This window comes from Thalassospira sp. MCCC 1A01148 (assembly GCF_001613795.1).
GTDB lineage: Bacteria > Pseudomonadota > Alphaproteobacteria > Rhodospirillales > Thalassospiraceae > Thalassospira.
On sequence record NZ_LPVZ01000022.1, the window covers coordinates 81525 to 104204 of the forward strand.

At 55.5% G+C, this 22680-nt stretch carries 20 protein-coding genes; 12 read left to right on the plus strand and 8 right to left on the minus strand.

Features of this window, described 5'->3' with window-relative positions:
• Positions 1–37 precede the first annotated feature (37 nt).
• The gene (locus AUQ43_RS17875; RefSeq protein ID WP_232310741.1) at positions 38–1957 is read right to left on the minus strand and encodes an ATP-binding protein; all 1920 of its coding nucleotides are present in this window, start codon (positions 1955–1957) and stop codon (positions 38–40) included.
• Between the two features lie 349 nt (positions 1958–2306).
• On the opposite strand from AUQ43_RS17875, the gene AUQ43_RS17880 reads away from it, so the two are divergent.
• Together AUQ43_RS17880 and AUQ43_RS17885 are read left to right on the plus strand one after the other, a co-directional pair.
• The gene (locus AUQ43_RS17880; RefSeq protein WP_062957677.1) at positions 2307–3311 is read left to right on the plus strand and encodes a mitochondrial fission ELM1 family protein; all 1005 of its coding nucleotides are present in this window, start codon (positions 2307–2309) and stop codon (positions 3309–3311) included.
• A gap of 69 nt (positions 3312–3380) precedes the next feature.
• Entirely contained in the window at positions 3381–4331 is a 951-nt protein-coding gene (locus AUQ43_RS17885) for a DMT family transporter (protein ID WP_062957678.1), read from the plus strand.
• A gap of 62 nt (positions 4332–4393) precedes the next feature.
• On the opposite strand, the gene hemN is transcribed toward AUQ43_RS17885, so the two are convergent.
• The 4 genes from hemN to AUQ43_RS17905 form a co-directional block, all read right to left on the minus strand.
• The gene (hemN, locus tag AUQ43_RS17890; protein ID WP_062957826.1) at positions 4394–5749 is read right to left on the minus strand and encodes an oxygen-independent coproporphyrinogen III oxidase; all 1356 of its coding nucleotides are present in this window, start codon (positions 5747–5749) and stop codon (positions 4394–4396) included.
• Between the two features lie 69 nt (positions 5750–5818).
• On the minus strand, positions 5819–6175 hold the full coding sequence (locus AUQ43_RS17895; RefSeq protein ID WP_114129839.1) for a DUF3088 domain-containing protein: 357 nt from the start codon (positions 6173–6175) through the stop codon (positions 5819–5821).
• A gap of 60 nt (positions 6176–6235) precedes the next feature.
• A complete protein-coding gene (locus AUQ43_RS17900; protein ID WP_062957828.1) occupies positions 6236–6664 on the minus strand; it encodes an HIT domain-containing protein in 429 nt (142 codons plus the stop codon).
• Between the two features lie 151 nt (positions 6665–6815).
• A complete protein-coding gene (locus tag AUQ43_RS17905) occupies positions 6816–7505 on the minus strand; it encodes an FMN-dependent NADH-azoreductase (RefSeq protein ID WP_062957829.1) in 690 nt (229 codons plus the stop codon).
• 123 nt (positions 7506–7628) lie between these two features.
• Here AUQ43_RS17905 and gcvA point away from each other — a divergent pair, with 123 nt between their 5' ends.
• A complete protein-coding gene (gene gcvA, locus AUQ43_RS17910; RefSeq protein WP_062957679.1) occupies positions 7629–8525 on the plus strand; it encodes a transcriptional regulator GcvA in 897 nt (298 codons plus the stop codon).
• 57 nt (positions 8526–8582) lie between these two features.
• Positions 8583–9374: a 2-oxo-tetronate isomerase gene (gene otnI / locus AUQ43_RS17915; protein ID WP_062957680.1), complete on the plus strand. Its 792-nt coding sequence runs from the start codon at positions 8583–8585 to the stop codon at positions 9372–9374.
• A 32-nt stretch (positions 9375–9406) separates the two neighbouring features.
• Here the strand turns inward: otnI and AUQ43_RS17920 are convergent, their stop codons facing one another.
• Positions 9407–10669, minus strand: coding sequence for a glycerate kinase (locus AUQ43_RS17920; RefSeq protein WP_084272159.1), 1263 nt, complete (start codon positions 10667–10669; stop codon positions 9407–9409).
• A 43-nt stretch (positions 10670–10712) separates the two neighbouring features.
• The gene (locus AUQ43_RS17925) at positions 10713–11462 is read right to left on the minus strand and encodes a FadR/GntR family transcriptional regulator (RefSeq protein ID WP_062957682.1); all 750 of its coding nucleotides are present in this window, start codon (positions 11460–11462) and stop codon (positions 10713–10715) included.
• A 295-nt stretch (positions 11463–11757) separates the two neighbouring features.
• Between AUQ43_RS17925 and AUQ43_RS17930 the strand changes: the two genes are divergently transcribed.
• The 4 genes from AUQ43_RS17930 (at position 11758) to AUQ43_RS17945 (ending at position 14612) form a co-directional block, all read left to right on the plus strand.
• Complete coding sequence (locus AUQ43_RS17930; protein ID WP_062957683.1) at positions 11758–12558, plus strand: N-formylglutamate amidohydrolase; 801 nt, start codon at positions 11758–11760, stop codon at positions 12556–12558.
• A 1-nt stretch (position 12559) separates the two neighbouring features.
• Positions 12560–13729 (plus strand): carboxylate-amine ligase, encoded by a 1170-nt coding sequence (locus tag AUQ43_RS17935; RefSeq protein WP_062957684.1) that lies wholly within the window; start codon positions 12560–12562, stop codon positions 13727–13729.
• Positions 13730–13841: 112 nt separating this feature from the next.
• The gene (locus AUQ43_RS17940) at positions 13842–14087 is read left to right on the plus strand and encodes a DUF2312 domain-containing protein (RefSeq protein WP_007090950.1); all 246 of its coding nucleotides are present in this window, start codon (positions 13842–13844) and stop codon (positions 14085–14087) included.
• 78 nt (positions 14088–14165) lie between these two features.
• A complete protein-coding gene (locus AUQ43_RS17945) occupies positions 14166–14612 on the plus strand; it encodes an MmcB family DNA repair protein (RefSeq protein WP_062957685.1) in 447 nt (148 codons plus the stop codon).
• 61 nt (positions 14613–14673) lie between these two features.
• On the opposite strand, the gene AUQ43_RS17950 is transcribed toward AUQ43_RS17945, so the two are convergent.
• Entirely contained in the window at positions 14674–18159 is a 3486-nt protein-coding gene (locus AUQ43_RS17950; protein WP_062957686.1) for an indolepyruvate ferredoxin oxidoreductase family protein, read from the minus strand.
• A gap of 393 nt (positions 18160–18552) precedes the next feature.
• On the opposite strand from AUQ43_RS17950, the gene AUQ43_RS17955 reads away from it, so the two are divergent.
• The 4 genes from AUQ43_RS17955 (at position 18553) to AUQ43_RS17970 (ending at position 22625) form a co-directional block, all read left to right on the plus strand.
• Positions 18553–18999 (plus strand): VOC family protein, encoded by a 447-nt coding sequence (locus AUQ43_RS17955; RefSeq protein WP_062957687.1) that lies wholly within the window; start codon positions 18553–18555, stop codon positions 18997–18999.
• Between the two features lie 167 nt (positions 19000–19166).
• A complete protein-coding gene (locus AUQ43_RS17960) occupies positions 19167–19820 on the plus strand; it encodes a Crp/Fnr family transcriptional regulator (RefSeq protein ID WP_062957688.1) in 654 nt (217 codons plus the stop codon).
• 222 nt (positions 19821–20042) lie between these two features.
• The gene (locus AUQ43_RS17965; RefSeq protein WP_062957689.1) at positions 20043–20927 is read left to right on the plus strand and encodes an MBL fold metallo-hydrolase; all 885 of its coding nucleotides are present in this window, start codon (positions 20043–20045) and stop codon (positions 20925–20927) included.
• Between the two features lie 24 nt (positions 20928–20951).
• Positions 20952–22625, plus strand: a complete 1674-nt coding sequence (locus AUQ43_RS17970; protein ID WP_062957690.1) for a bifunctional protein tyrosine phosphatase family protein/NAD(P)/FAD-dependent oxidoreductase — start codon at positions 20952–20954, stop codon at positions 22623–22625.
• Positions 22626–22680 lie beyond the last annotated feature (55 nt).

Genomic DNA, 22680 nt, shown 5'->3' on the forward strand with positions numbered 1-22680 from the left:
TTTGATCTGTTACCCGGATCAGAGGACAAAAACAGGTTCAGCTCTGACCATGGTGCTGTTCGAAGTGTATACTGGATTCTGGTGATGTTCTAGCAGCGGGTAGCATCGACGTCGAGATGCCGTTTTCGCCGTCTGTTTCGACAGGGCCATCATAGCGTAGCTCGATGATGAAGGATGCACCGCCTTGCGGGCGGTTTTCCGCACGAATGGTGCCGCCAAAGCTTCGAATGATGCCATAACAGATCGAAAGTCCAAGCCCCAGCCCATCGCCAAACGGCTTGGTTGTAAAGAAGGGATCAAAAAGCTTTGGCAGATTGTCGGGCAGTATGCCATGGCCGTTGTCGTTGATCTTGACGATCAAGCGGTCCTCGCCGCCTGTGATCGTGATACTGATTTCCGGCTCTTCGATGTTTTGGCACGCATCAGCAGCATTGTTGACCAGATTGATAAAGACTTGGGTAAGCTGGCTTGCCTCGGCGATGACTGGTTTAATGTCACCATTCTGGTGAAGTGTGATATTGCTGACACCCGCACGCCCTGTCTCAAGAACCAGATCAATGGCCTTTTGCATTTGGACGGGAACATCAACCGGTTGGTTGTCCTGTTCTGGCCGTCGCGAAAATGTTTTGAGGTTATTGGTGATTCGGCCCATACGATCTGTAAGTTCGGAGATGCGTTTGAGGTTGCGGTTCGCCGTTTCGTCGTTGCCACGGGCAATGAACTTCAACGCATTTTCCGCATAGTTGCGAATGGCAGTCAGGGGCTGGTTGATTTCATGGGCAATTCCCGCCGACATTTGCCCAAGGGCGGCCAGCTTGCTTGTTTGAACAAGTTCGGCCTGGGCGGTGCGAAGGGCATCTTCGGTGCGCGACCGCTGAGAGATTTCTTCTGCAAGGCGCTGGTTGGTGTTCATCAGGTCGGTGGTCCGCAGCCGGACCTGGCGTTCAAGTTCGCGTTGTGACCAATCGCGAATTTCAAGTTGCTCCATCATCGCGCGGCGGCGTTGAAGGATGATAAAAATCAGACCGGTCAGGATGATGTGTGCGGCACCCCCCATCGCGCCGGCACTGATAACTGAGCGATCCAGCAGCGACTTGTCAGTCAGCAGAAACATGCGCCAACCCTGTTTGGGCAAGTTGCTTGCCGTGACCAGATAACTCGTTTTGCCGGGAGTATCCGGGCGATTTTGCAAGGTGCCGGTTGTCTGGTCTGTGGTCTTGGACTGCGTTTCGTCTTGCGCGACAGGGGCGAGACTAAGTGTTGTTGGGCCTTCATCAAGCGGCCATTTGCCTTCAAGCAACGGCATGGCTTCAAGTGGATAGCTTCCGTATTTACGCGATGCGATCAGGCGCGGGCGGTCCTTGTTATCAAGCCCGGCAAGATCACGAAAACGCCATTCCGGGTTGGACGAGATGATAACGATGCCGTTCTGGTCGGTGACCAGCACACTTTCGCTGCCGCGTGTCCAGCGTTGCACAAGCGCTTCAAGATGCGTTTTGACAACCATGGCCCCGGCAAAAGTCGTCCCGTCCGGCCGCACCGGGTGGGAGATATAGTAACCCGGCACGTTTGATGTGATCCCGAAGGCAAAATAGTGCCCGGTCTGGCCGCTTTTGGCCTGTTGGAAATAGGGCCGGAAGGAAAAGTTGCGCCCGATAAAGGAGGCGTCGCTGTTCCAGTTGCTGGCAGCCAGCGTCGCGCCATTGCGATCCATGAAATAGATGTCCGAAGCACCACTGTCGGCAGCAAGTTTTTCCAGATAGATGTTCACGGCCTTGGCGATAACCGGGTCGGCATAGACAGCAAGATCAATGATGCGCTTGTCCGATGCCAGCGTGATTGGCAGGTATTCGTGTTCCTTGATCGCGCCCTGAAGGTTGGAACGATACAGTTCAAGCTTGTTGCGCCCGTCCTCTGTGATGTCGATCAGCTTTGCCTCGTGCCACAGCGTGGTCACGAGCCACACCGTGACCGGCAAGAGCGCCAGCAAGACGCAAAGGACGATCCGTGATGTTCTTTTTATAGAAGCCGAAGTGCTGAGCATTCTGTCTACGTTCACCTTGGACGTCAGATAACGATCCACCCATACTTTAGGGTGGGTATCCCTTCCATAAAGGTGGGGTTTCGAGATTAGATTACAAAAAGATTTCAATGCCCAGTGTAAATTTTGTTTGTGCTTGTCGTGCTTGATAATCGGCTGATCAGGCTGTACCTATCAGGAAAGCGTCGGCAGGGATCGCCGTTTCTGTTGGTGACCCTTGAACTGCGCGAACCATGGCAATAAACCTGTCAGGAAAGTTCCCTGCATGAGCGATCAAGAAACACACCTGATCTGGGTTCTGGCCGATGACCGCGCGGGGAATATCAACCAGGCCGTCGGGGTGGCCGAAGCATTGGCGCAACCTTTTAAGCGGATTGATATCGCGTATACAAATCTGGTCAAATTGCCGAACTTTGTCCGCCGCGCGAGCTTGATCGGTGTTGATGATGAGTCGCGTGCGCGCCTTGTTGCCCCTTGGCCGGATCTTGTCATCGCCGCCGGACGGCGAACCGCACCGATTGCACGTTGGATCAAAAAACAAAGCCGCGGCCATAGTCGCATCTGTCAGATCATGCGTCCCGACGGTGGTGAAAACGCTTTCGATCTTATTGCTGTGCCGGCCCATGATCGAATTCCTGTACGCGAGAACATTGTCGAGATTCCCGGCGCCCCGCATCGCGTGACCGAAACCAGACTTCTGGTCGAAGCCGACAAGTGGCGCATCTACTTCAAGGGGCTTCCGTCTCCGCGTTTTGCCGTGATCATTGGTGGGAGCACAAAGAAAACGACTTTCACGCCAGCCATGGCAGAAGAATTGATAGCACGGGCAATCGATGCGGCTCGGTCCGTTGACGGGTCACTGCTTGTAACCACCAGCCGCCGGACTGGTCAGGAATGCGAAGAATTGATTGTCAGTCGGCTGGCTAATTCTGGCGTGACTTATCATCTGCATGACTGGAAGTCGCAGGACGAAAATCCGTATTTCGGGTATCTTGCCTTGGCCGATGTTCTGATCGTGACCAGTGATTCCGTTTCAATGTGTTGCGAAGCAGCGGCCGCACCGGGCGGTGTTTATATTTATGCCCCGGATGGTCTGGCCAATGTGCGCCATCAGCGTTTGCATCAAAACCTGTATGAAGGCGGCTATGCACGGCCATTGTTACCTGATACCGAACTGGTTCCGTTCAAGCACCCGTCATTGCAGCCTGCGCGACTTGTTGCGCAACGCTGTCTGGAGCTTTTGGGTGCACCTGCCGATCAGGATCGTTGATCGCGCCTTGTTTTATCCGGGGCTGTAGGGTCTATTGGTCGGGCACCACTGTTTTGGAAGTTCGCCCCGATGTCGTCACCCGATTCCGCTTCTGCCGCTCTGCGTGCGGGAAACGCCCCGCAATTGTTTCCGCGTCAGATTGCCGTCGCCATTCTGGCTATTGTTGCCTGTTGTTTTGCTGGCAACCATGTTGCGGCGCGTCTGGCGTTTGAACATGGCACCGGGCTTCTTGTGGCGGTTTTGTTCCGCTCTGGCGTTGCGTTATCGATCCTGATTGGGATTGTCTTTTTCAAGCGCCATTCGATCCGTCTGCCGCGTGGATTGGGACGTTGGCAATTGGTGCTGGGATTGATGATCACGATCCAGAGCCTGTGTCTTTATTCTGCTGTTGCCCGTGTGCCTGTTGCGTTGGCGCTGTTAACGGCCAATACGTTTCCAATCATTTTGGCTTTGCTGACTTGGGCGCTTGGCGGGCCGCGCCCGACACTGCGCGCGGCGGGGCTGATGTTGTTCATCCTTTCGGGGCTTGTCCTTGCGCTTGATCTGCCAGCCATTCTGGGCGGTGGTGCAGAAGTGAGTTCAAGCTGGTGGCTGGGGATCGGGTTTGCCTTGATGGCGGCAACCGCACTTTCAGTGGCTTTCTGGGTGACCGATCACAAGCTTGCGGGGATAAGTGGGCCGGTGCGTTCCATGTTCACCATGGTTGTGGTTTTCATTTCCATGATCATTGCGGGAATTGGCGATGTCTTGCCGGGCGGTATGAGCCTGCCAAACGCGACGCCGGGATGGATGGGGCTTTTGGCCTTGATGCTGCTGTATGGCGGGGCTTTTGCGGTTCTGTTCATCAATGTGCCGCGCCTTGATATGGCGCGCAATGCGCCAGTGATGAATGTCGAACCGATCGCAACCTTGTTGTTTGGCTGGGTGGTGCTGGGACAGATGATCAGCCCAATCCAGATGTTGGGCGGTCTGGTCGTGGTCAGCGGCATTGTCATTCTGACCCTGCGCAAAGGGGCGTAACCAGAACAGAAAAGGGAGCCGTTTGGCTCCCTTCGTTGTTCAAGGTCCGATTTGCGGGGCCATCAAACCGCCTGCGAATGACGTCCGTGCGCGTGGTTGAGATAGGTATCAAACGCCGCGCAGACAGCGCGCACCAGCGGACGGCCCAACTCGCTCAGTTTAATGTAATTCCCCTGAACTTCGACAATGCCGTCCTGGGTCATCGCCTTGATCCGTTCAAGCTCGGGCGTGAAGCGATCTGCGGAAATACCGTGGTTGGCGCAAATGTCATCAAGGTCCACGGCAAGATTGCACATCAGCTCGTTAATGATGTCACGGCGCAATCTGTCCTCGTCGGTCAGGGCAACGCCTTTTTCAATGGCGCATTTTCCGTCTTCAACCGCCTGCTGCCAGCGGGCCAACGCCGGGTCGTTTTGTGCGTAACCCTGAGGCAGGGACGAAATCGCAGACGGGCCAAACCCGATCAGGGCTTCGGCACGATCAGTGGTGTAGCCCTGAAAGTTCCGGTGCAGAAGGCCATCAGATAGTGCGCGTGCCATGCTATCGGTTTGATGGGCAAAGTGATCAAGCCCGATGGCAACAAAGCCGTGCTTGGCAAGACGGTTCTGGATTTCCTCATACTGGGCCCAGCGTTCCTCGGTGTTTGGCAGGGCTTCGGTCGGGATAAGCTGCTGGTGCTTTTTCATCCATGGCACATGGGCATAGCCGAAAACCGACAGGCGATCCGGGCAAAGCTCCACAGTCTGATCAACCGTTTCGCGCAGGGATTTAACCGTCTGGAACGGCAGGCCGTACATCAGATCAACATTGATGCCGGCAATCCCGTGCGAGCGCAATTTGGCGATCACCTCGCGAACCAGCTGTATGCTTTGGATGCGGTTGACCGCTGTCTGGACCTGTTGGTTGAAATCCTGAATGCCGATGCTGGCACGGTTGAAGCCGCATTCGATCATGGCTTCCATGAAGTCATCGGTCGCGGTGCGCGGATCCATTTCAATGGCGATTTCGGCATCATCAAGAATATGCAATCTTTCGCGGATTGCCGCCATGATGGCACGCAGGTCTTCGGCCTTCAGGATGGTCGGGCTGCCGCCGCCAAAATGAATGTGCGAAACGCTGAATGACTTGTCCGACGGCAGTTTGCCAAGGGTACCTTCGATCTCTGTCAGAAGGGCTGCGACATAACCGTGAACTGGCTTGTAGGTCTTGGTGATCTTGGTGTTGCAGCCGCAGAACCAGCACATTTCCTCGCAATAAGGGACATGCAGATAAAGCGAAAGCGGCTGTGCGGGATCAAGATCGCCAAGCCAGCCTTCAAATACCTCGCCATCCACACCGGCATGGAAATGCGGCGCGGTCGGATAGCTGGTATAGCGCGGCAGTCGCAGGTCGTATTTTTCGTAAAGGGCAAGCTGCATGACGGACATCCCGAAAATTCGTTCTGTCCGTCTTTTGCATTATTCCAAACTTGGCCGCCTTGATGTGCGTCAAGGATGGGGAACAGGGAAGCCGTGCCGTTCGCTCAAAGCCAGCAAAATACTGTCTTTGTCATCAATGAAGGCATGACCATTTGCGATGCCGGTTTGAAGCGATGATGTATCGCCGGACTTCAGGATCATGACAGGAAGTGACTGATGATCTTCGCCCAAAAGCGCAATCACATCTTGCCGGGGACGGGGCCAATTGATGTGGCGAATATCAAGTCCGGCATGCAAGTCCGGAAAAGAACCCAGAACCCCATCAATCAAAGCACAATGCCAGCAATAAAAGCGTTGGTTTGGCCAGGCGGGGTCTTCGAAGTCGGGCTTGAGCAGGAATATCGTATCGCGTTCCAGATCCGGCATGGGGTGTGGTCTTTTTGATGGTGGCGTCTTATTACGCCGTAGCGATATTGCAGACGGCCTTCAAAGATGCTTGAAGGCCGATATCAGATCGGCACGAAGGGCTGCAAGGCGGTCACGGCCTTCTTCCTCGTCATACGGTTTGGCGGTGCCGATACCCCAAACCGGCCCGGGCCATGCGGGGTCGTCCTTAAAGCGGCCGATCACATGACAATGAAGCTGCGGCACCATATTGCCAAGCATTGCAACATTGGTCTTGAAGGCGTCAAAGCGGCGCTTGATGACATTTGAAACTGCCGCGACTTCATCGCCCAGAATTTTGCGGTCTTCCGCGCCCAGGTCATCATAATCGACAAGGTCGGGGCGCTTGGGCACCAGAATAAGCCACGGATAACGCGCATCATTCATCAACAGAACATGTGAAAGCGGCCCGTCGGTGACCAAAGTGGTGTCAGCGGCAAGCTGCGGATGAAGGGTGAATGCGTTATTCATGGTCAGTCCTTTTGTCGTGATAACCGAACAGCGACCCCGCTTATAACGTGCCATGCTTTCCATGTCTTGGCCTGTGGTGTGAAATCCATCAGATACCCGGGCAGGCATTTACGCAAATTGGCGGGAAGGTCAGGCCCTCCCGCCCAAAATATCATGCGGCCTTTATATCGCTGTGTTTGGCCAGAAGCTGGTCGACAAGTCCGAGAACCTCTTGTTCTGCAGCATGAATGGAGGCCTGGGTGCGTTCGTCGGCAAACTCGTCATATTCAATCGCGGCGCCGTAATGATCGGTGATCCCGATATACTGAAGCGGGGTAAACAGCCCGCCCTCGACAAAGTTCATATGCGCGATACGCCCGTCAGGCCCATAGCCATAGTCGCCGCGCGATGACAGGGCGACAATTGATTTGTTGCCGTCAATCATCGGCCAGTAGGGGACGTCACCACGGGTTCGGTCAAAGCCGAATGTGCGGCCGACACGGACAATGTTATCGACCCACGCCTTCATTTGTGCGGGCATACCAAAATTATACATCGGTACCCCGGCGACAATGATGTCAGCTGAAAGAAGCTCATCAACCAGTTGATCGCTTTCGCGAAGCGCCGCGTGCATCCAGGTTTCACGATCATCGGGGTTGGTAAAGGCCGCGTGGACCCAGTCGCCCGTGGTTGGTTGTGGCGGGTTTGCGCCGACATCGCGATAGATGATTTCCGTGTTCGGGCGTTTTGCCAGCCAGTTCTGGATGAATTGTGCGGTGAGGCGGCGCGTGTGCGAACCATGCGGTTTCTGATCGGAACGCCCCGGGCGGGCGCTGCTGTCGATATGAAGAATTTTGGTCATCATGTTCTCCATGTGATGAAAATGGTTCATCTGTGATTTGGTTTGATGGTCAAGGATTGACCGAATTTCATTCACGCGGCAAAATCGAACTCCTCAGCCAACAGATGAGTTGTATTCATTCATATGTCCTTGCCGCCGCTTGCGACCCTGCGCGCCTTCGAAGCCGCAGCCCGCCATCAAAGTTTTAAACAGGCCGCATCCGAGCTTGGCGTGACGCCGACAGCGGTCAGTCACCAAATACGTCTTCTCGAAGAGACGCTTGGTGTCCGCTTGTTTGATCGCAAGCCACGGCAGGTTGTCCTGACCGATGTCGGGCAGGAGCTATATCCGGTTTTGCGTGATGGCTTTTCATCCTTTGCCAAGGCCATTGATCGCATACGAAACCGCCCGGTATCGCGCAGCATGACGGTTTCGGTCATCCCATCCTTTGCGGCAAAATGGCTGTTGCCGCGCCTGCCGCGATTTCAGTCGGCGCATCCCGACATCCATTTGCGACTTCATACGTCCCCAGAGGCCGTCGACCTTGCGGGTGGCGTCGCGGATGTGGCCATTCGTTATGGTGTCGGCCCGTATCCGGGATTGGTTGCGCACAAGATGTTTCGCGAACAGTTCGTGCCACTTTGCAGTCCGGCATTGGGCCTGCAAAAACCGGAAGACTTGCGCAATGCGACTTTGCTGCATTTTGACTGGCTACGTCCCGATGATGCGACCCCGACATGGCAAAGATGGGGGCAGGTGGCAGAAAGGTCTGATTGCCTGCCAAACGCGGGCATCAGTTTTTCCGATGACAGTCACGCCATTCAGGCCGCGATTGCAGGCCAAGGTATCGTTTTGGGCAGTCCGGTGATGGTGCGCGCAGAAATTGACGCAGGATTGCTGGTGATGCCATTTGGCCCGGGAATCAAAGGCCATTATTATCATTATGTGCATACCGGCCGTGGCGAGAACCTTCGTGAGGTAGAGGCATTCGGGGACTGGATTGTGCGCGAGGTGGCATCTTCGCCCCGGATTGCCGATTGACCTTGCGGCCTGCATCGGAAACCATGGGGCATCGTCAATCATTCTTGTGGATGGATCATGCCCCGCTTTACCGCCAACCTTTCGTTCCTGTTTGCCGAACTGCCGTTTGAAAAACGGTTTGCCGCGGCCGCAGAAGCAGGCTTTGTGGGGGTGGAGTATATCGGCGCCTATGACATGCCGCTTTCCACGGTCAAATCGCTTCTTGATGAGAACGGCCTGGAACAGGTTTTGTTTAACCTGCCGGTCGGTGACTGGGAGGCGGGTGACCGTGGTCTTGCCTGTCGTCCGGGGCGTGAAGATGCCTTTCGCGACTCTGTCGTAAAGGCCCTTGATTATGCGGCGGCCACCGATTGCAAGATGCTCCATTGTATGGCGGGTTTGATGGGCAAGGGTGAGGATTCCGGTGAACTCGCCCGGCTTTACTGCGATAACCTGCTTTATGCTGCGGACCTTGCCGATCAGGCCGGGGTGGATATCCTGATCGAGCCGATCAATCCACTGGATATGCCGGGTTATCTGCTTAATTCAGTTGAGCAGGCGGCGGTGATCCTTGAACAGCTTGATCACCCGCGCCTGAAACTGCAGTTCGACATCTATCACGCCCAGATTGTCGGCGGGAACATCGCCGCGCGGCTCGATAAGCATATCGACAGTATCGCCCATGTTCAGGTCGCAGGTGCGCCCGGTCGACACGAACCTGACAGCGGGGAACTTAACTACCCCTTCCTGTTCTATATGCTGGATCGCATCGGCTATGACGGCTGGATCGGCTGCGAATACAAACCGCATGGCAAGACCGAAGACGGGCTTGGCTGGGTCCGTCCTTGGATGCCAAAACCGGGTGCCTGACCAGTCTTCTTGTTCAGTCTTCGGACCGGGATCTATTCAATCAGGATAGCCCGGAAGTCATTGACGTTGGTCAGGGTCGGTCCGGTCACCAGCAGGTCATCAATCTTGGTAAACGCGCTATAGGCGTCGTTATTGTCCAGATATTCCCAAAGATCGATGCCTGCCTTCTGCGCGGTTTGCCAGCTTTGGGCATCCATGATCGCGCCCGCATTGTCCTCGCTGCCGTCAATGCCATCGGTATCAATTGCCAGCGCACAAAAGCCCGGTTGATCACGAAGTTGCAGCAGAAGTGACAGCAAAAATTCGCTATTGCGCCCGCCACGGCCACCCTTGCCGCGCACGGTAACGGTGGTTTCACCGCCCGACAGCAAAACGCATGGCTTTGCTGCAGGTTGGCCGTGATTGGCAACCTGATGGGCAATCCCGGCATGGACGATGGCGACTTCGCGGGCCTCACCCTCGATGGCGTCGCCAAGGATGACGGCATTCAGCCCCATGTCGCGCGCAACCGATGCCGCGGCCTCAAGGCTATCCTGCGGGCGCGCCAGCATGATGGTTTCATGGCCCTCAAAGCAGGGATCATCCGGCTTGATGGTTTCGTCCTTTGCTCTTTGCAAGAGGTCCTTGGCAGCCTGCGGAATTTCGATCTGATAATGGCGGATGATATCAAGCGCATCCTGTCCGGTCGTCGGATCGGACACCGTCGGGCCAGACGCAATGATCGCCGGATCATCACCGGGAACGTCGGATACAAGATATGTCACCATGCGCGCAGGCGCACACGCCTTGGCCAAGCGGCCCCCCTTGATGGCCGACAGGTGTTTGCGCACACAGTTCATTTCCGAAATGGTGGCACCGCTGCGCAACAGTGCCTTGCTGATCGCCTGTTTGTCTTCAAGCGTCAAACCCGGACCGGGCAGGGCCAGAAGCGCCGATCCACCCCCGGAAATCATGCAGACAACCAGATCATCCGGACCCGCATCGGAAACGATGTCAAGGATCCGCTTTGCGGCCTTTTCCCCGGCTGCGTCGGGGACGGGGTGGGATGCCTCGACAATTTCGATCTGATCACACTCAACCGCATGGCCATATCGGGTGACAACCAGACCTTCGACGTCACCTTTCCAGGCTTTCTCGAACGCGCGCGCCATATTGGCCGATGCCTTGCCCGCCCCAATGACGATGGTCTTGCCCTTGGGCGGTTCCGGCAAATTGCGCGGAATTTGAACCCCCGGATCAGCGGCCTTCAATGCAGCGTCCATCAAAGCCAGAAGTTTTTCGCGCGAAGTCGTCATGTCGGGTTTCCCTGAATAGGTTTTGGCCAATTGGGGGCGGGGCTTAGGTCGCTTGCTTGTCGGATGCGCTTTTGAAGAAGTCGATAACCGCCTGCAGGTGATCGGACATTGCCTTTTCTGCCGCGTCCGGGTCATGGGCGGCAATGGCTTCGATAATGGCGCGATGATGTTCTTGCACCATCCGGTCAAATGTAGGCCCGGCCATACCGTTAAATCGGATTTCGGTCAGGGCCGCTTGCAGGACATCATGCAGCATTTTCATCACGTGATAATAAATGATCGATCCGGTTGCCCGGCCAATCATCATATGCAGTCGGTGATCGTCATCCGCACGATGTTTGGCTGCCCGCCTTGGATCATGTGCCTGACGAAAGGCCATGCGCAGAAGTTTGATATCCTCGTCACTGGCATTTATGGCAGCACGTCTTGCAGCCCATGTTTCAAGTGTGCAGCGGATTTCCTGCAGGTCACGCAGATTGCTGATCGAATCGCGCACCAGATCGGTCATGGCCGTGTCCATGTCGATCCCGGTTGATGAAAGGATTTCCGTGCCGCCGCCCTGAACCGCACGCAGATACCCGCGGGTCTTGAGTTTTTGTAGCGCTGCGCGCACGGATACACGGCTGACCGACATGCTTTCGGCAAGCTGGCGTTCACCGGGCAGGCGGTCTCCCGGCAGGAAAATGCCATCTGAGATTTTTTCAAGAATTTGATCGGCAACCTGATCAGCGACCCGTTTGGGGCGCTTGGTTTCCGGATCATCTTGTGCCTGAAGCGTCTTTGCAGACGGCATGTTGGGTTGTCTCCCATCGTGTTTTTCTAAGCCAATGCAACGATTTCTGTGTATCTCCGCGCAATGGTCATACCATTTTACGGGATGTTTGCGATGGACGCAAAGCGTCGTATGAGCCCAAGGCGGCTTATTGCAGCGTAATCTTGTCTCGGCGGTGATAAATTGATAGTTCAACAGGTGCCGGTTGGTGCTTCTGCCTTATGGTTGCGATGGTCCTTTAACCAGTCGTGCCAAGGGATGAAGCCCCGGTCTGACCTGCCAGTATCCAAGGCCACCGATTTTCAGGAGAACACGCGTGCCGAACCAAGCCGGGTCCCTTTTGGGCCATGATGATCCCGCTCCGTTTGAAATCTTGAACGAGAACGGCAAGGGTCATTCACTTTTTGTGTGCGATCATGCGTCCCGCGAAGTGCCCAAAAGTCTTGGGACTCTTGGCCTGCCCGACGAAGAACGCAAACGCCATATCGGCTGGGATATCGGCGCACGCAAGGTGACTGAAATTCTGGTCGAGCGATTTGACTGCCCGGCAGTTCTGGGCGGATATTCGCGTCTTGTGATCGATTGCAACCGGCAGCTTTGGGACCCGACGGGGATGCCCGAAATTGCGGATCAGACCGTGGTGCCGGGCAACAAGAATGTCTCGCCCAGCGAACACATGAAACGCATCCGCGAGATCTTTCTGCCTTACCATTGGGCAATCGAAGAACAGATTGCGACGTTCCACGCGCACAAAATCGCACCGGCCCTGATTGCCATTCACAGCTTCACCCCGGTATTTCAGGGCTTTGAACGCCCTTGGGAGATCGGCGTGTTGTGGGATCAGGACGATCGTATCCCGGTGCCGTTGCTTGAAACGCTTCGTGCGCAGAACCCGGATCTGACCATTGGCGACAATGAACCTTATTCCGGCCAGCATCTGGCTGATTACACGATTGATCACCATGGTGAGGCGGCAGGTCTTCCCTGTGTGTCGATTGAAATTCGTCAGGATCTGATTGATACTGACGAAGGATGTGAAAAATGGGCGAAGATCCTTGGCGACGCCTTCGTCGATATCCTTGCGGATCCAAACCTATACAAGATCAGGAGAGACTGATTTGGCAGGGGCCAGCGCGCGCGAACCGGGATTTTCCATCGGCATAGAAGAAGAATTCTGGCTCGTGGATCGCGAAACCCGCGACCTTGCCAAAGACCCGCCTGCCGAATTTCTCAAGGACGCCAAGGCAAAGCTTGGCGATCAGGTTTCCAGCGAATTCATGCGCTGTCAGGTCGAAACCGGAAGCCAAGTGTGCAACAGCGCACTTGAAGCGCGCGAGCAGCTTATTCATATGCGCAGCACGCTTTCCGAGGTGGCGGCAAAATATGACATGGCGCTGCTGGCGGCTTCGACCCATCCCTTTGCCCAGTGGGACGACCAGAAGCATACCGATGGCGAACGTTACAACACCATCGCGCGTGATCTGCGCACGGTTGTGGATCGATTGCTGATTTGCGGCATGCATGTCCATGTCGGCATCGAAGATGATGATCTGCGCATCGAACTGATGGCACAGGCGAGCTATTTTTTACCCCATCTTTTGGCCCTGACCACAAGTTCGCCTTTCTGGCGGGGCAAGGAAACCGGCCTTCAGACTTTCCGGTTGTCGGTGTTTGACAACCTGCCGCGTACCGGCCTGCCGGAAGTGTTTGGCTCGTGGGCGGAATATCGCCGCCATGTCGATATGCTGATCAATGCCGACGTGATCGAGGATGGAACCAAGCTGTGGTGGGATTTGCGTCCCTCTGATCGCTGGCCGACCCTTGAAATGCGAATTGCTGATGTCTGTACTGATCTTGAAGACGCGGTCTGTGTGGCATCGATTACGCGATGTCTGATGCGCATGCTGTATCGTCTGCGGCGCAATAATCAGCGCTGGCGGATTTATGCCAATATGTTGGTTCGTGAAAACCGCTGGCGGGCATGCCGTTACGGCAGCGATCCGGGTGAAAAGGCCGGGCTGATCGACTTTGGCCGGGGTGAAATCGTGCCCTATGCCGATCTGCTTGAAGAGATCCTCGAACTCATTCGACCCGATGCCGAATTCTTTGGCTGTGTCGATGAAGTCGAACATGCCCGCACCATAGTCAAACGCGGCACAAGTGCCCGCCGACAGCGCGAAATCTATGACGGGGCAATCGAACTGGGTGCGACGCCAAAGGATGCACTGGTTGCGGTGGCGGATGTCCTGATCGAGCGCACCGACCCGCACGCAAGATCGGAGACCTAACGCTCTTGTCAGCGGGCAGTGCATTGAGTATCGTCGCGCCGAAACGGGTTTGGGCCCTTTGAATTCCGCGCATCGGATATCCGCTGTGCAATCCATCATCGGAGAAGAATTGATGACCGAAGTCGGTGGTATCGCAGCCGATCAGCTTGCGAGTTATGTCGAGCGTATCGAACGCCTTGAAGAAGAAAAAGCCAACTTGATGGCTGATATCAAGGAAGTTTACGGTGAAGCCAAGGCGCTTGGCTATGACGTGAAAATCCTGCGCCAGATCATTCGTCTGCGCAAAATGGAAGACCACGAGCGCACCGAACAGGAAGAAATCCTGGAAGTCTACAAACGTGCGCTGGGTATGAGCTGACACCACCCTGTCAGCAGACCGAACGTGAATACCAAAAGCCCGCTTTGATGCGGGCTTTTGCTTTTGTAAGCTGGGTCCATGACAACCGCATCCCGCCCCGAAATCACGGCTGAGGTCACCGAAGGTGTCTGTCGGCTTTTATTTCACCATCAAATGGCCTGCCTGACGGAGTTGCGTCTGGGTAATGGGCGCAGGCTCGATGTGCTGGCCCTTGGTCCAAAGGGCGAGCTTTGGGCCGTTGAGGTCAAATCATCGGTCGAGGATTTCCGCGTTGATCAGAAGTGGCAAAGCTATCTTGATTACTGTGACCGGTTCTATTTTGCCGTACCGATGCACTTCCCGAAGGATTTGATCCCGGAGGATGTCGGGCTGATCGTTGCGGACCGTTTTGAGGCCGCCATCATCCGCCAAAGTAACGAAACCAGGCTTTCGGCTGCCCGCCGCAAAAAGCTTCTGATTTCGTTTGGTCAAACAGCGGCTGCGCGCCTGCGCGGTGATGGCAAGGACCCGATTTTCGTTTCCTGACAGACATAACCCAAAAAGGCCCCGGATGTTCCGGGGCCTTTGATGTTGGAAGAGTGCAGGTTTATTCCGCTGCCTTGAGGTGTTCGGGTGGGTTGCGGAACTGATCCAGCAGTTCGGCTTCGCGTGCCTTGACCTTTTTGATGTGGTCTTCCTTGACGTGCCCGTAACCACGAATGTGTTCGGGCAGGGCCAGCAACGCCTTGGCAATCCGTGCATTGTCGTGGGTCAGGCCATCAAGGACCTCGGCCACCAGTTTTTCGTAGTCGGTGATCAACTGGCGTTCGACCTTGCGTTCCGGATTGCGGCCAAACGGATCAAGTTTGGTCCCCCGAAGGAATTTCAGTTTCGCCAGCATGCGGAACGCCGACATCATCCACGGACCGTAAACCGATTTCTGCGGCTTGCCGGTTTCCGGGTCGGCATTGGCCAGTGATGGCGGCGCAAGATGGAAGTTGATCTTGTAATCCCCGGTGAAGGTCTGGGTGACTTTCTTCATGAATGCCGGATCGGTGTAAAGACGCGCCACTTCGTACTCGTCCTTATAGGCCAGCAGTTTGAAGTAATATTTGGCAACTGTCCGGGCCAGATCGTCCTCATCGCCAAGGCGCTTTTCGGCCGCCGCAACCTTGTCAACAAGGGTGCTGAAGCGATCCGCATAGGCCTGGTTCTGATAATCGGTCAGGAAGGCACGGCGCTTGGCGATGATATCGGAAAGCTCGGTTGCAATCGGGTGGGCTTCGGCCTCGTTCGGGCCGACAACCTCGATCACGCGATTGCGGTCATGGGCGTAAAGGCGGCCCCAATAGAAGGACTGCTTGTTCATATCAATTGATACGCCATTAAGATCAATTGCCTGCATAAGCGCCTCTTCACTGATCGGGATCAGGCCGCGCTGCCAGGCAACGCCCAGCATGAACAGGTTGGTTGCAATCGAATTGCCCATCAGGCGGGTGGCAATGTCGCTGCCTTCAACGAAATGCACTGCCTCAGAACCGCAGGCATCATTGATGACCTTCATGTGTTCGTTGGTTTTAAGCTCGAAGTCCGGATTGTGGGTAAAGGCCCCGGTAACGGTTTCATGGGTGTTGATCACCGCCTGGGTAAAGTTGCGGCGCATTTTGGCAAGCCCTTCATAGCTTGCCGCAACCAGAAGGTCACAACCCAGAACCACATTGGCTTCACCGGCCGGAATGCGCGCGGCATGCAGCTTGTTCTGATCGTTGGCAAAGCGGATATGGCTGACGACAGCCCCGCCTTTCTGGGCAAGACCTGCCATATCAAGGCCAACAATACCCTTGCCTTCGATGTGGGCAGCCATTCCAAGCAACGCGCCGATCGTGACAACGCCCGTGCCACCAACACCTGTAATCAGAACCGACCACGGATCATCAATATCGGGCAGGGTCGGGCGCGGCAGGCTGGCAAAGACCGTATCCATGCCGGTATCGCCTTTGGCTGCGGCATCCGGTTTGCGGAGCTCGCCGCCTTCGATGGTGACAAAGCTTGGGCAGAAGCCCTTGAGGCAGGAGAAATCCTTGTTACAGGCCGATTGGTCAATCGCGCGTTTGCGGCCGAACTCTGTTTCGACCGGCACAACGGCAAGGCAATTGGACTGTTCGCCGCAATCGCCACAGCCCTCGCAGACCAGATCATTGATGAACACGCGCTTGGGCGGATCCACCATCAGCTTGCGCTTGCGACGGCGGCGTTTTTCCGCAGCACAGGTCTGGTCAAAGATCAGGATTGAAACGCCTTCGATTTCACGCAGTTCTTTCTGGGTGTCATCAAGCGTATCGCGATGGCGGACGTCAACGCCCGGCGCGAAGTCTGCGCCCATCGGGTATTTTTCGGGTTCATCGGACAGAACAATGATGCGCTTGGCACCTTCGTCATACATCTGGCGCGTGATCTGCGGCACGGTCAGCGGCCCGTCAACGGGCTGCCCGCCGGTCATGGCAACTGCATCGTTAAACAGGATCTTGTAGGTGATGTTCACACCCGATGCGACCGCGGCCCGCACGGCCAGCGACCCGGAATGATAGTAGGTGCCGTCACCCAGGTTCTGGAATACGTGCTTGGTATCGGTAAACGGCGCCTGGCCGATCCAGGTCGCGCCTTCGCCGCCCATATGGGTAAAGGTCTCCGTCGAGCGATCCATCCAGTTGACCATGTAATGACACCCGATACCGGCCATCGCGCGGCTGCCGTCGGGCACCTTGGTTGAACTGTTATGCGGGCAACCCGGGCAGAACCATGGAATGCGCGCCACATCCGGGCGCGGTTCGGCGATTTCGCGTTCCTTTTCCGCCAGCCAGTCGATGCGTTCATGAATGGCCGGGCTGTCATAGAAACGTTTGATACGTTCAGCCAGAACCACGGCAACCCGTGCCGGGGTCAGTTCATCCATGGATGGCAGGATCCATTCACCCTTTTCATCGAACTTGCCGATGACCTGGGGGCGGACATCTTCGCGCCAATTATAAAGCTGCTCCTTGACTTGGTTTTCCATCACCGCGCGCTTTTCCTCGACGACGATGATTTCTTCCAGTCCCATGGCGAATTCGCGCACGTCATCACGGTTGAGCGGCCAGCTCATGCCGACTTTCAGGACCCGAATACCGATCTCGGTAGCGTCTTCTTCGGAAATGCCAAGGTCATCGAAGGCCTGCATGACATCAAGATAGGCCTTGCCGGTGGTAATGATGCCAAGCCGCGCATTCGGGCTGTCGATCACGGTTTTGTTCAGCTTGTTCGCCCGCGCATATGCCAATGCGGCATACAGCTTGTATTTCATCAGGCGATGTTCTTGCTCCTTGGGCGTGTCGGGCCAGCGGATATGCAGGCCACCCTCGGGCATGTCGAAATCAGTCGGGATGACGGGCATGATCCGATCCGGGGCGACATCGGCGGCAGCCGAACTTTCCACCGTTTCGGCAATGGTTTTCATCGCCACCCAGCACCCGGAATAGCGGCTCATTGCCCAGCCATGCAGGCCGTAATCCAGAATGTCCTGAACGCCGGACGGGTTCAGAACCGGGATCTGCGCATCGATAAAGGCATATTCGGTCTGATGAGGCAGGGTGGATGATTTGCAACTATGGTCGTCACCGGCGAGAACCAGCACACCACCATGCTTGGACGTGCCAGCATAATTGGCGTGTTTGAAAACGTCACCGGACCGGTCAACACCGGGGCCCTTGCCGTACCACATGCCAAAGACACCATCATATTTGGCATCTTTGTACATGTTGACCTGCTGGCTGCCCCAGACGACGGTGGCGGCAAGGTCTTCGTTTACGCCGGCCTGAAATTCGATCTGCTGTTTGGTCAGGAACTTCTTGGCACGCCAAAGCTGTTGATCAAGGCCACCAAGCGGCGATCCGCGATACCCTGAAATGCACCCGGCAGTATTAAGCCCTGCGCGCGCATCAAGCTGGCGCTGCATCAAGGGCAAGCGCACCAGTGCCTGAATACCTGTCAGGTAAACACGGCCTTCCTCAAGCGTATATTTATCGTCGAGTTGAACTGCCGCCAAATGTTGTGCCATGACCGGTCTCCCTCGGATCTCTCTGATATGCGGGGTCATTTCGCGCCCAATGCACTGCATTTATTGATATGGGTGTTTGTGCAGTGTTTCGGTATGACCTGTAAATTATGTTTCAGGTTTGGTGTGCGGGACCAATGCCTGACTTTGAAATGGTAATAAATACTGACCTTTTTTCAAAACGAACTCGCATCGCACTATGCAAAATGCCTGATTGCACCTGTTGACGTTGGGTCAACTTAATATTTACTTATTCCGGTACCGATTTACGCGCAATAAAATTGCGCATCTATTGCAGTGCGAAATTGCTCGTTGGGGTCGAGTCCATGCTCGGCGGGGATACCGCGCTGTGTTAATCTCGCGCGGGTTTTGGGTGCGCACAGCAAGGAGCTTAGCATGGAACAGCGTGTTTCGCTGATTACTCTCGGTGTTGCGGATCTGGATCGGTCGCGTCGCTTTTACGAAGGTGGCCTCGGCTGGCAGATGACCGAAATGGTTGAAGGGCAGGTGGTGTTTTATCAGCTGTCCAACGGTCTTGCCCTTGGCCTGTTCGGGCGCGATGCGCTTAAGGAAGATGGCAAGTTTGATGATGATACCGGGGCAAGCTTTGCCGGTTTGACACTGGCCTATAACGCGCGCAGCGAAGAAGACGTCGATCAGGTGATGGCCGAGGCGCAAAAAGCCGGGGCCAAAATCCAGAAACCGGCCGAGAAGGTCTTCTGGGGTGGGTATTCCGGTTATTTCCGAGACCCCGACGGCCATGCGTGGGAAGTCGCGTTTAATCCATTCTGGGAAATTGACGAGAAGGGCAATCTGCACATCCCGCCACAGAAAACCGCGTAGGGCGCATCCATCGCGCCACCACGGCATCTCTGCATACTTACATAGCACGGGCAGCAACATGCTGCCCGTTTTCATAGATATTCCAAAGTACAGTTGCATCGGGGATAATTTACTTTTACATCGAACGTGATGTAGTTTTAATCCATGCTTTCAAGGGGGATAAGGTTTTGAGTTGGATCGACCAGTTTCCAGGGCTATCACGTTTGCCCGATGCCATCCGATCCTACCTTGTCGAAGAAAGCAAGATCGTCACGGTTCCTGCCAATACGGTCATTTTCGGACCGGGCAAGTCGCCGGAAAACCTGTTGTTGCTGCTTGATGGCACAGTGCGTGTCCAGCAAACATCCGATACCGGTCGTGAAATCGTGCTTTATCGCGTCCATGCCGGGGAAAGCTGTGTTCTGACCACGGCCTGCCTTCTGGCTTACGAGGATTACTCGGCAGAAGGCATTGCCGAAACCGAAACCCGCGCGGTGGCAATCCCGCGCAAGGTGTTTGACAAGCTTGTCTCGGATTCAATCGAGTTCCGTCAGTTTGTCTTTACCGCCTATTCCAAACGCATCACCGACCTGTTTATGGTGATCGAGGAAATCGCATTCCAGAAGCTTGACATCCGCCTCGCCCACAAGCTGATCGAACTGGCCGGGGACAATGATACGGTCTCGGCAACCCATCAGAAACTGGCCGTCGAACTGGGCTCTGCCCGTGAAGTGATCTCGCGCCAGCTGCAAGAATTCCAGCGTCGCGGCTGGATTGAACAATCGCGCGGTACCATCCGGCTGATTGAGCGCATGCCATTGGAAAATCTGGCAAATAGCTAGGAATTCTGTACCAAGACCGGCGGCTCTACAACTTTAGAATTATTAGTTGTTAATGTTGCGATGTTTGGTGACTTCATCACTGAAGCGCAAATCGCGAACTCTTAAAATAAACAATATACCCAGATGTTTCGCCCGCAATCCTGGCGGACATAGGACATCGCAAATCCATCCGTTGCAGGCTGCTCATAAGGCCGCACGGAGGCAGTTGTTTAGGAGGAACACATGTCTGCATACCCGGTAAACATGTCGATAAAACCGGAAGTTACCGCCTTTTTCGACGAAGATACCAACACGATCAGCTATGTGGTCAAGGACCCGGAAAGCAACGCCTGTGCAGTTGTCGATTCCGTGATGGATATCGATTATGCGGCGGGTCGTATCACCTTTGCCCACGCCGACAACATCATTGCCTTTATCAAGGATAACGGCCTTGAGCTGGAATGGATTATCGAAACCCATGTCCATGCCGACCATTTGTCGGCAGCACCCTATATTCAGGATAAGCTCGGCGGCAAACTTGGCATCGGCAGCAAGATCACGGTTGTTCAGGACACCTTTGGCAAGGTGTTTAACGAAGGCACTGAATTCCAGCGCGATGGCAGTCAGTTTGATCGCCTGTTTGAAGATGGTGATACCTATCAGGTCGGCTCCATGACCTGTTTTGCCATCTACACCCCGGGCCACACCCCGGCCTGCATGGTCCATGTCATGGGCGATGCCGCCTTTGTCGGTGACACCTTGTTCATGCCCGATGGCGGTTCGGCACGGGCCGACTTTCCGGGTGGTGACGCCGGGACGCTTTATGACAGCATCCAGAAGCTCCTCGCGCTGCCCGACGATATGCGCCTGTTCATGTGCCACGACTACGGCCCCAATGGCCGTGATATCAAGTGGGAAACCACCGTCGGCGAAGAGAAAAAGCACAACATCCACGTTGGCGAAGGCAAAACCCGCGAAGACTTCATCAAGTTCCGCACCGAGCGTGATGCACAGCTTGATATGCCGCGTCTGATCATCCCGTCGCTTCAGGTCAATATGCGCGCCGGAAAGGTGCCGACCGACGGCAGCGGCAAAAAAATGCTGAAAGTCCCGGTAAACGGGCTTTGATCAACACTCAGGTGAGGAAAAGCCATGGAAATCAAAACAATAAGTAACGGGTTCTCTGTCAGCCCGCAGATCGTTGCAGACGATGTCAAGGAAATCGCCAAGCGCGGCTTCCGGTCCATCGTCTGTAACCGTCCGGACGGCGAGGGTGCCGATCAGCCAACCTTTGAAGAGATTTCAAATGCGGCAAAGGAAGCCGGGCTTGAGGTTCGCTATCAGCCGATTGTGTCGGGCAAGGTCAGCGACGATGACGCCCGTGACTTCGGCCGCCTGTTTGATGAATTGCCCAAACCGGTCTTTGCCTATTGCCGCACTGGCACGCGTTCGACAACGCTTTGGTCGCTAAGCCAGGCCGCAACACTTGATACCAGCGAAATCCTTCGCGCCACCAAGGCGGCTGGCTATGACATGGGCGGTGTTGTTCGCCGGATTGTCAATGGCGGCAAGACGCCGACCGATCAAGGTGATGCGAAGTACGATGTCGTGATCATCGGGGGCGGTGCAGCCGGTATTTCGGTGGCATCCAGCCTGCAGGCCCGCCGTTCCGGGCTTGAGATCGCGGTCATTGATCCGGCAGATATTCACTATTACCAGCCGGGCTGGACCATGGTTGGTGGTGGCGTATTTGAAGCCAGCACCACGGCCCAGACCATGGGATCGTTGATCCCCAAGGGCGTGCACTGGATCAAGGCCGCTGTTGCCGCGTTCGAGCCGCAAGACGATGCCGTCATCCTTGATGGGTGCCGGGTGGTCAAATATGACCGTCTGATCGTTTGTCCCGGGCTCAAACTTGACTGGAACCGGGTTGAAGGTCTGGTCGAGACGCTGGGCCGTAATGGTGTGACGTCAAACTATCGTTATGATCTTGCGCCTTACACGTGGGAACTGGTTTCCTCGATGCGCGAAGGCAAGGCGATCTTTACCCAGCCGCCAATGCCGATCAAATGCGCCGGTGCCCCGCAAAAGGCGATGTATCTCTCGGCCGATCACTGGCACCGCAGCGGAGTCCTGAAGAACATTGATATTGATTTCTGCAATGCTGGTGGCGTGCTGTTCGGGGTAAAGGACTATGTCCCAGCGCTTGAAAGCTATGTGAAGAAATACGATGCACATCTTGATTTCTTCCACAATCTGGTGGCGATTGATGGTCAGGCGAAAAAGGCCTGGTTCGATGTGGCCAAACCCGACACCAAGGTCGAACGCGTTGAGAAGTCGTTTGACATGATCCATGTCTGCCCGCCGCAGGTGGCACCGGACTTCATTCGTGTGTCCCCGCTGGCAGATGCCGCCGGTTGGGTGGATGTCGATCAGGCGACCCTTCGCCACAAGTCGTTTAGCAACATCTGGTCGCTTGGCGATGTGATGAATGCGCCCAATGCCAAAACCGCTGCTGCGGCCCGCAAACAGGCCCCGGTTGTGGCCGAAAATGTGGTTGCCGATATCGATGGCAAGTCCCCGGTGGCGCAATATGACGGTTATGGGTCCTGCCCGCTCACCGTCGAACGCGGTCGCATTGTTCTTGCCGAATTCGGGTATGGCGGAACGCTTTTGCCGTCCTTCCCGAAATGGATGATCGACGGCACCAAACCTTCGCACCTTGCCTGGTTGCTTAAGGAAAAGCTGCTGCCGCCGATTTATTGGAAGGCGATGCTGCGTGGCAAGGAATGGCTGGCAAAGCCTGAAAAAGTCACCAGCACTTAAAATACCCTTCGTCCAAGGCGGTGAAACCGCTGCCTTGGACCCACTCTTATTCAAG

Bases quoted from the DNA above. Each gene is read 5' to 3' on its own strand.
- AUQ43_RS17880 (WP_062957677.1), top strand. From the start codon at position 2,307: ATGAGCGATCAAGAAACACACCTGATCTGGGTTCTGGCCGATGACCGC.
- AUQ43_RS17885 (WP_062957678.1), top strand. From the start codon at position 3,381: ATGTCGTCACCCGATTCCGCTTCTGCCGCTCTGCGTGCGGGAAACGCC.
- hemN (WP_062957826.1), bottom strand. From the start codon at position 5,749: ATGCAGCTTGCCCTTTACGAAAAATACGACCTGCGACTGCCGCGCTAT.
- AUQ43_RS17895 (WP_114129839.1), bottom strand. From the start codon at position 6,175: ATGCCGGATCTGGAACGCGATACGATATTCCTGCTCAAGCCCGACTTC.
- AUQ43_RS17900 (WP_062957828.1), bottom strand. From the start codon at position 6,664: ATGAATAACGCATTCACCCTTCATCCGCAGCTTGCCGCTGACACCACT.
- AUQ43_RS17905 (WP_062957829.1), bottom strand. From the start codon at position 7,505: ATGACCAAAATTCTTCATATCGACAGCAGCGCCCGCCCGGGGCGTTCC.
- gcvA (WP_062957679.1), top strand. From the start codon at position 7,629: ATGTCCTTGCCGCCGCTTGCGACCCTGCGCGCCTTCGAAGCCGCAGCC.
- otnI (WP_062957680.1), top strand. From the start codon at position 8,583: ATGCCCCGCTTTACCGCCAACCTTTCGTTCCTGTTTGCCGAACTGCCG.
- AUQ43_RS17920 (WP_084272159.1), bottom strand. From the start codon at position 10,669: ATGACGACTTCGCGCGAAAAACTTCTGGCTTTGATGGACGCTGCATTG.
- AUQ43_RS17925 (WP_062957682.1), bottom strand. From the start codon at position 11,462: ATGCCGTCTGCAAAGACGCTTCAGGCACAAGATGATCCGGAAACCAAG.
- AUQ43_RS17940 (WP_007090950.1), top strand. From the start codon at position 13,842: ATGACCGAAGTCGGTGGTATCGCAGCCGATCAGCTTGCGAGTTATGTC.
- AUQ43_RS17945 (WP_062957685.1), top strand. From the start codon at position 14,166: ATGACAACCGCATCCCGCCCCGAAATCACGGCTGAGGTCACCGAAGGT.
- AUQ43_RS17950 (WP_062957686.1), bottom strand. From the start codon at position 18,159: ATGGCACAACATTTGGCGGCAGTTCAACTCGACGATAAATATACGCTT.
- AUQ43_RS17955 (WP_062957687.1), top strand. From the start codon at position 18,553: ATGGAACAGCGTGTTTCGCTGATTACTCTCGGTGTTGCGGATCTGGAT.
- AUQ43_RS17965 (WP_062957689.1), top strand. From the start codon at position 20,043: ATGTCTGCATACCCGGTAAACATGTCGATAAAACCGGAAGTTACCGCC.
- AUQ43_RS17970 (WP_062957690.1), top strand. From the start codon at position 20,952: ATGGAAATCAAAACAATAAGTAACGGGTTCTCTGTCAGCCCGCAGATC.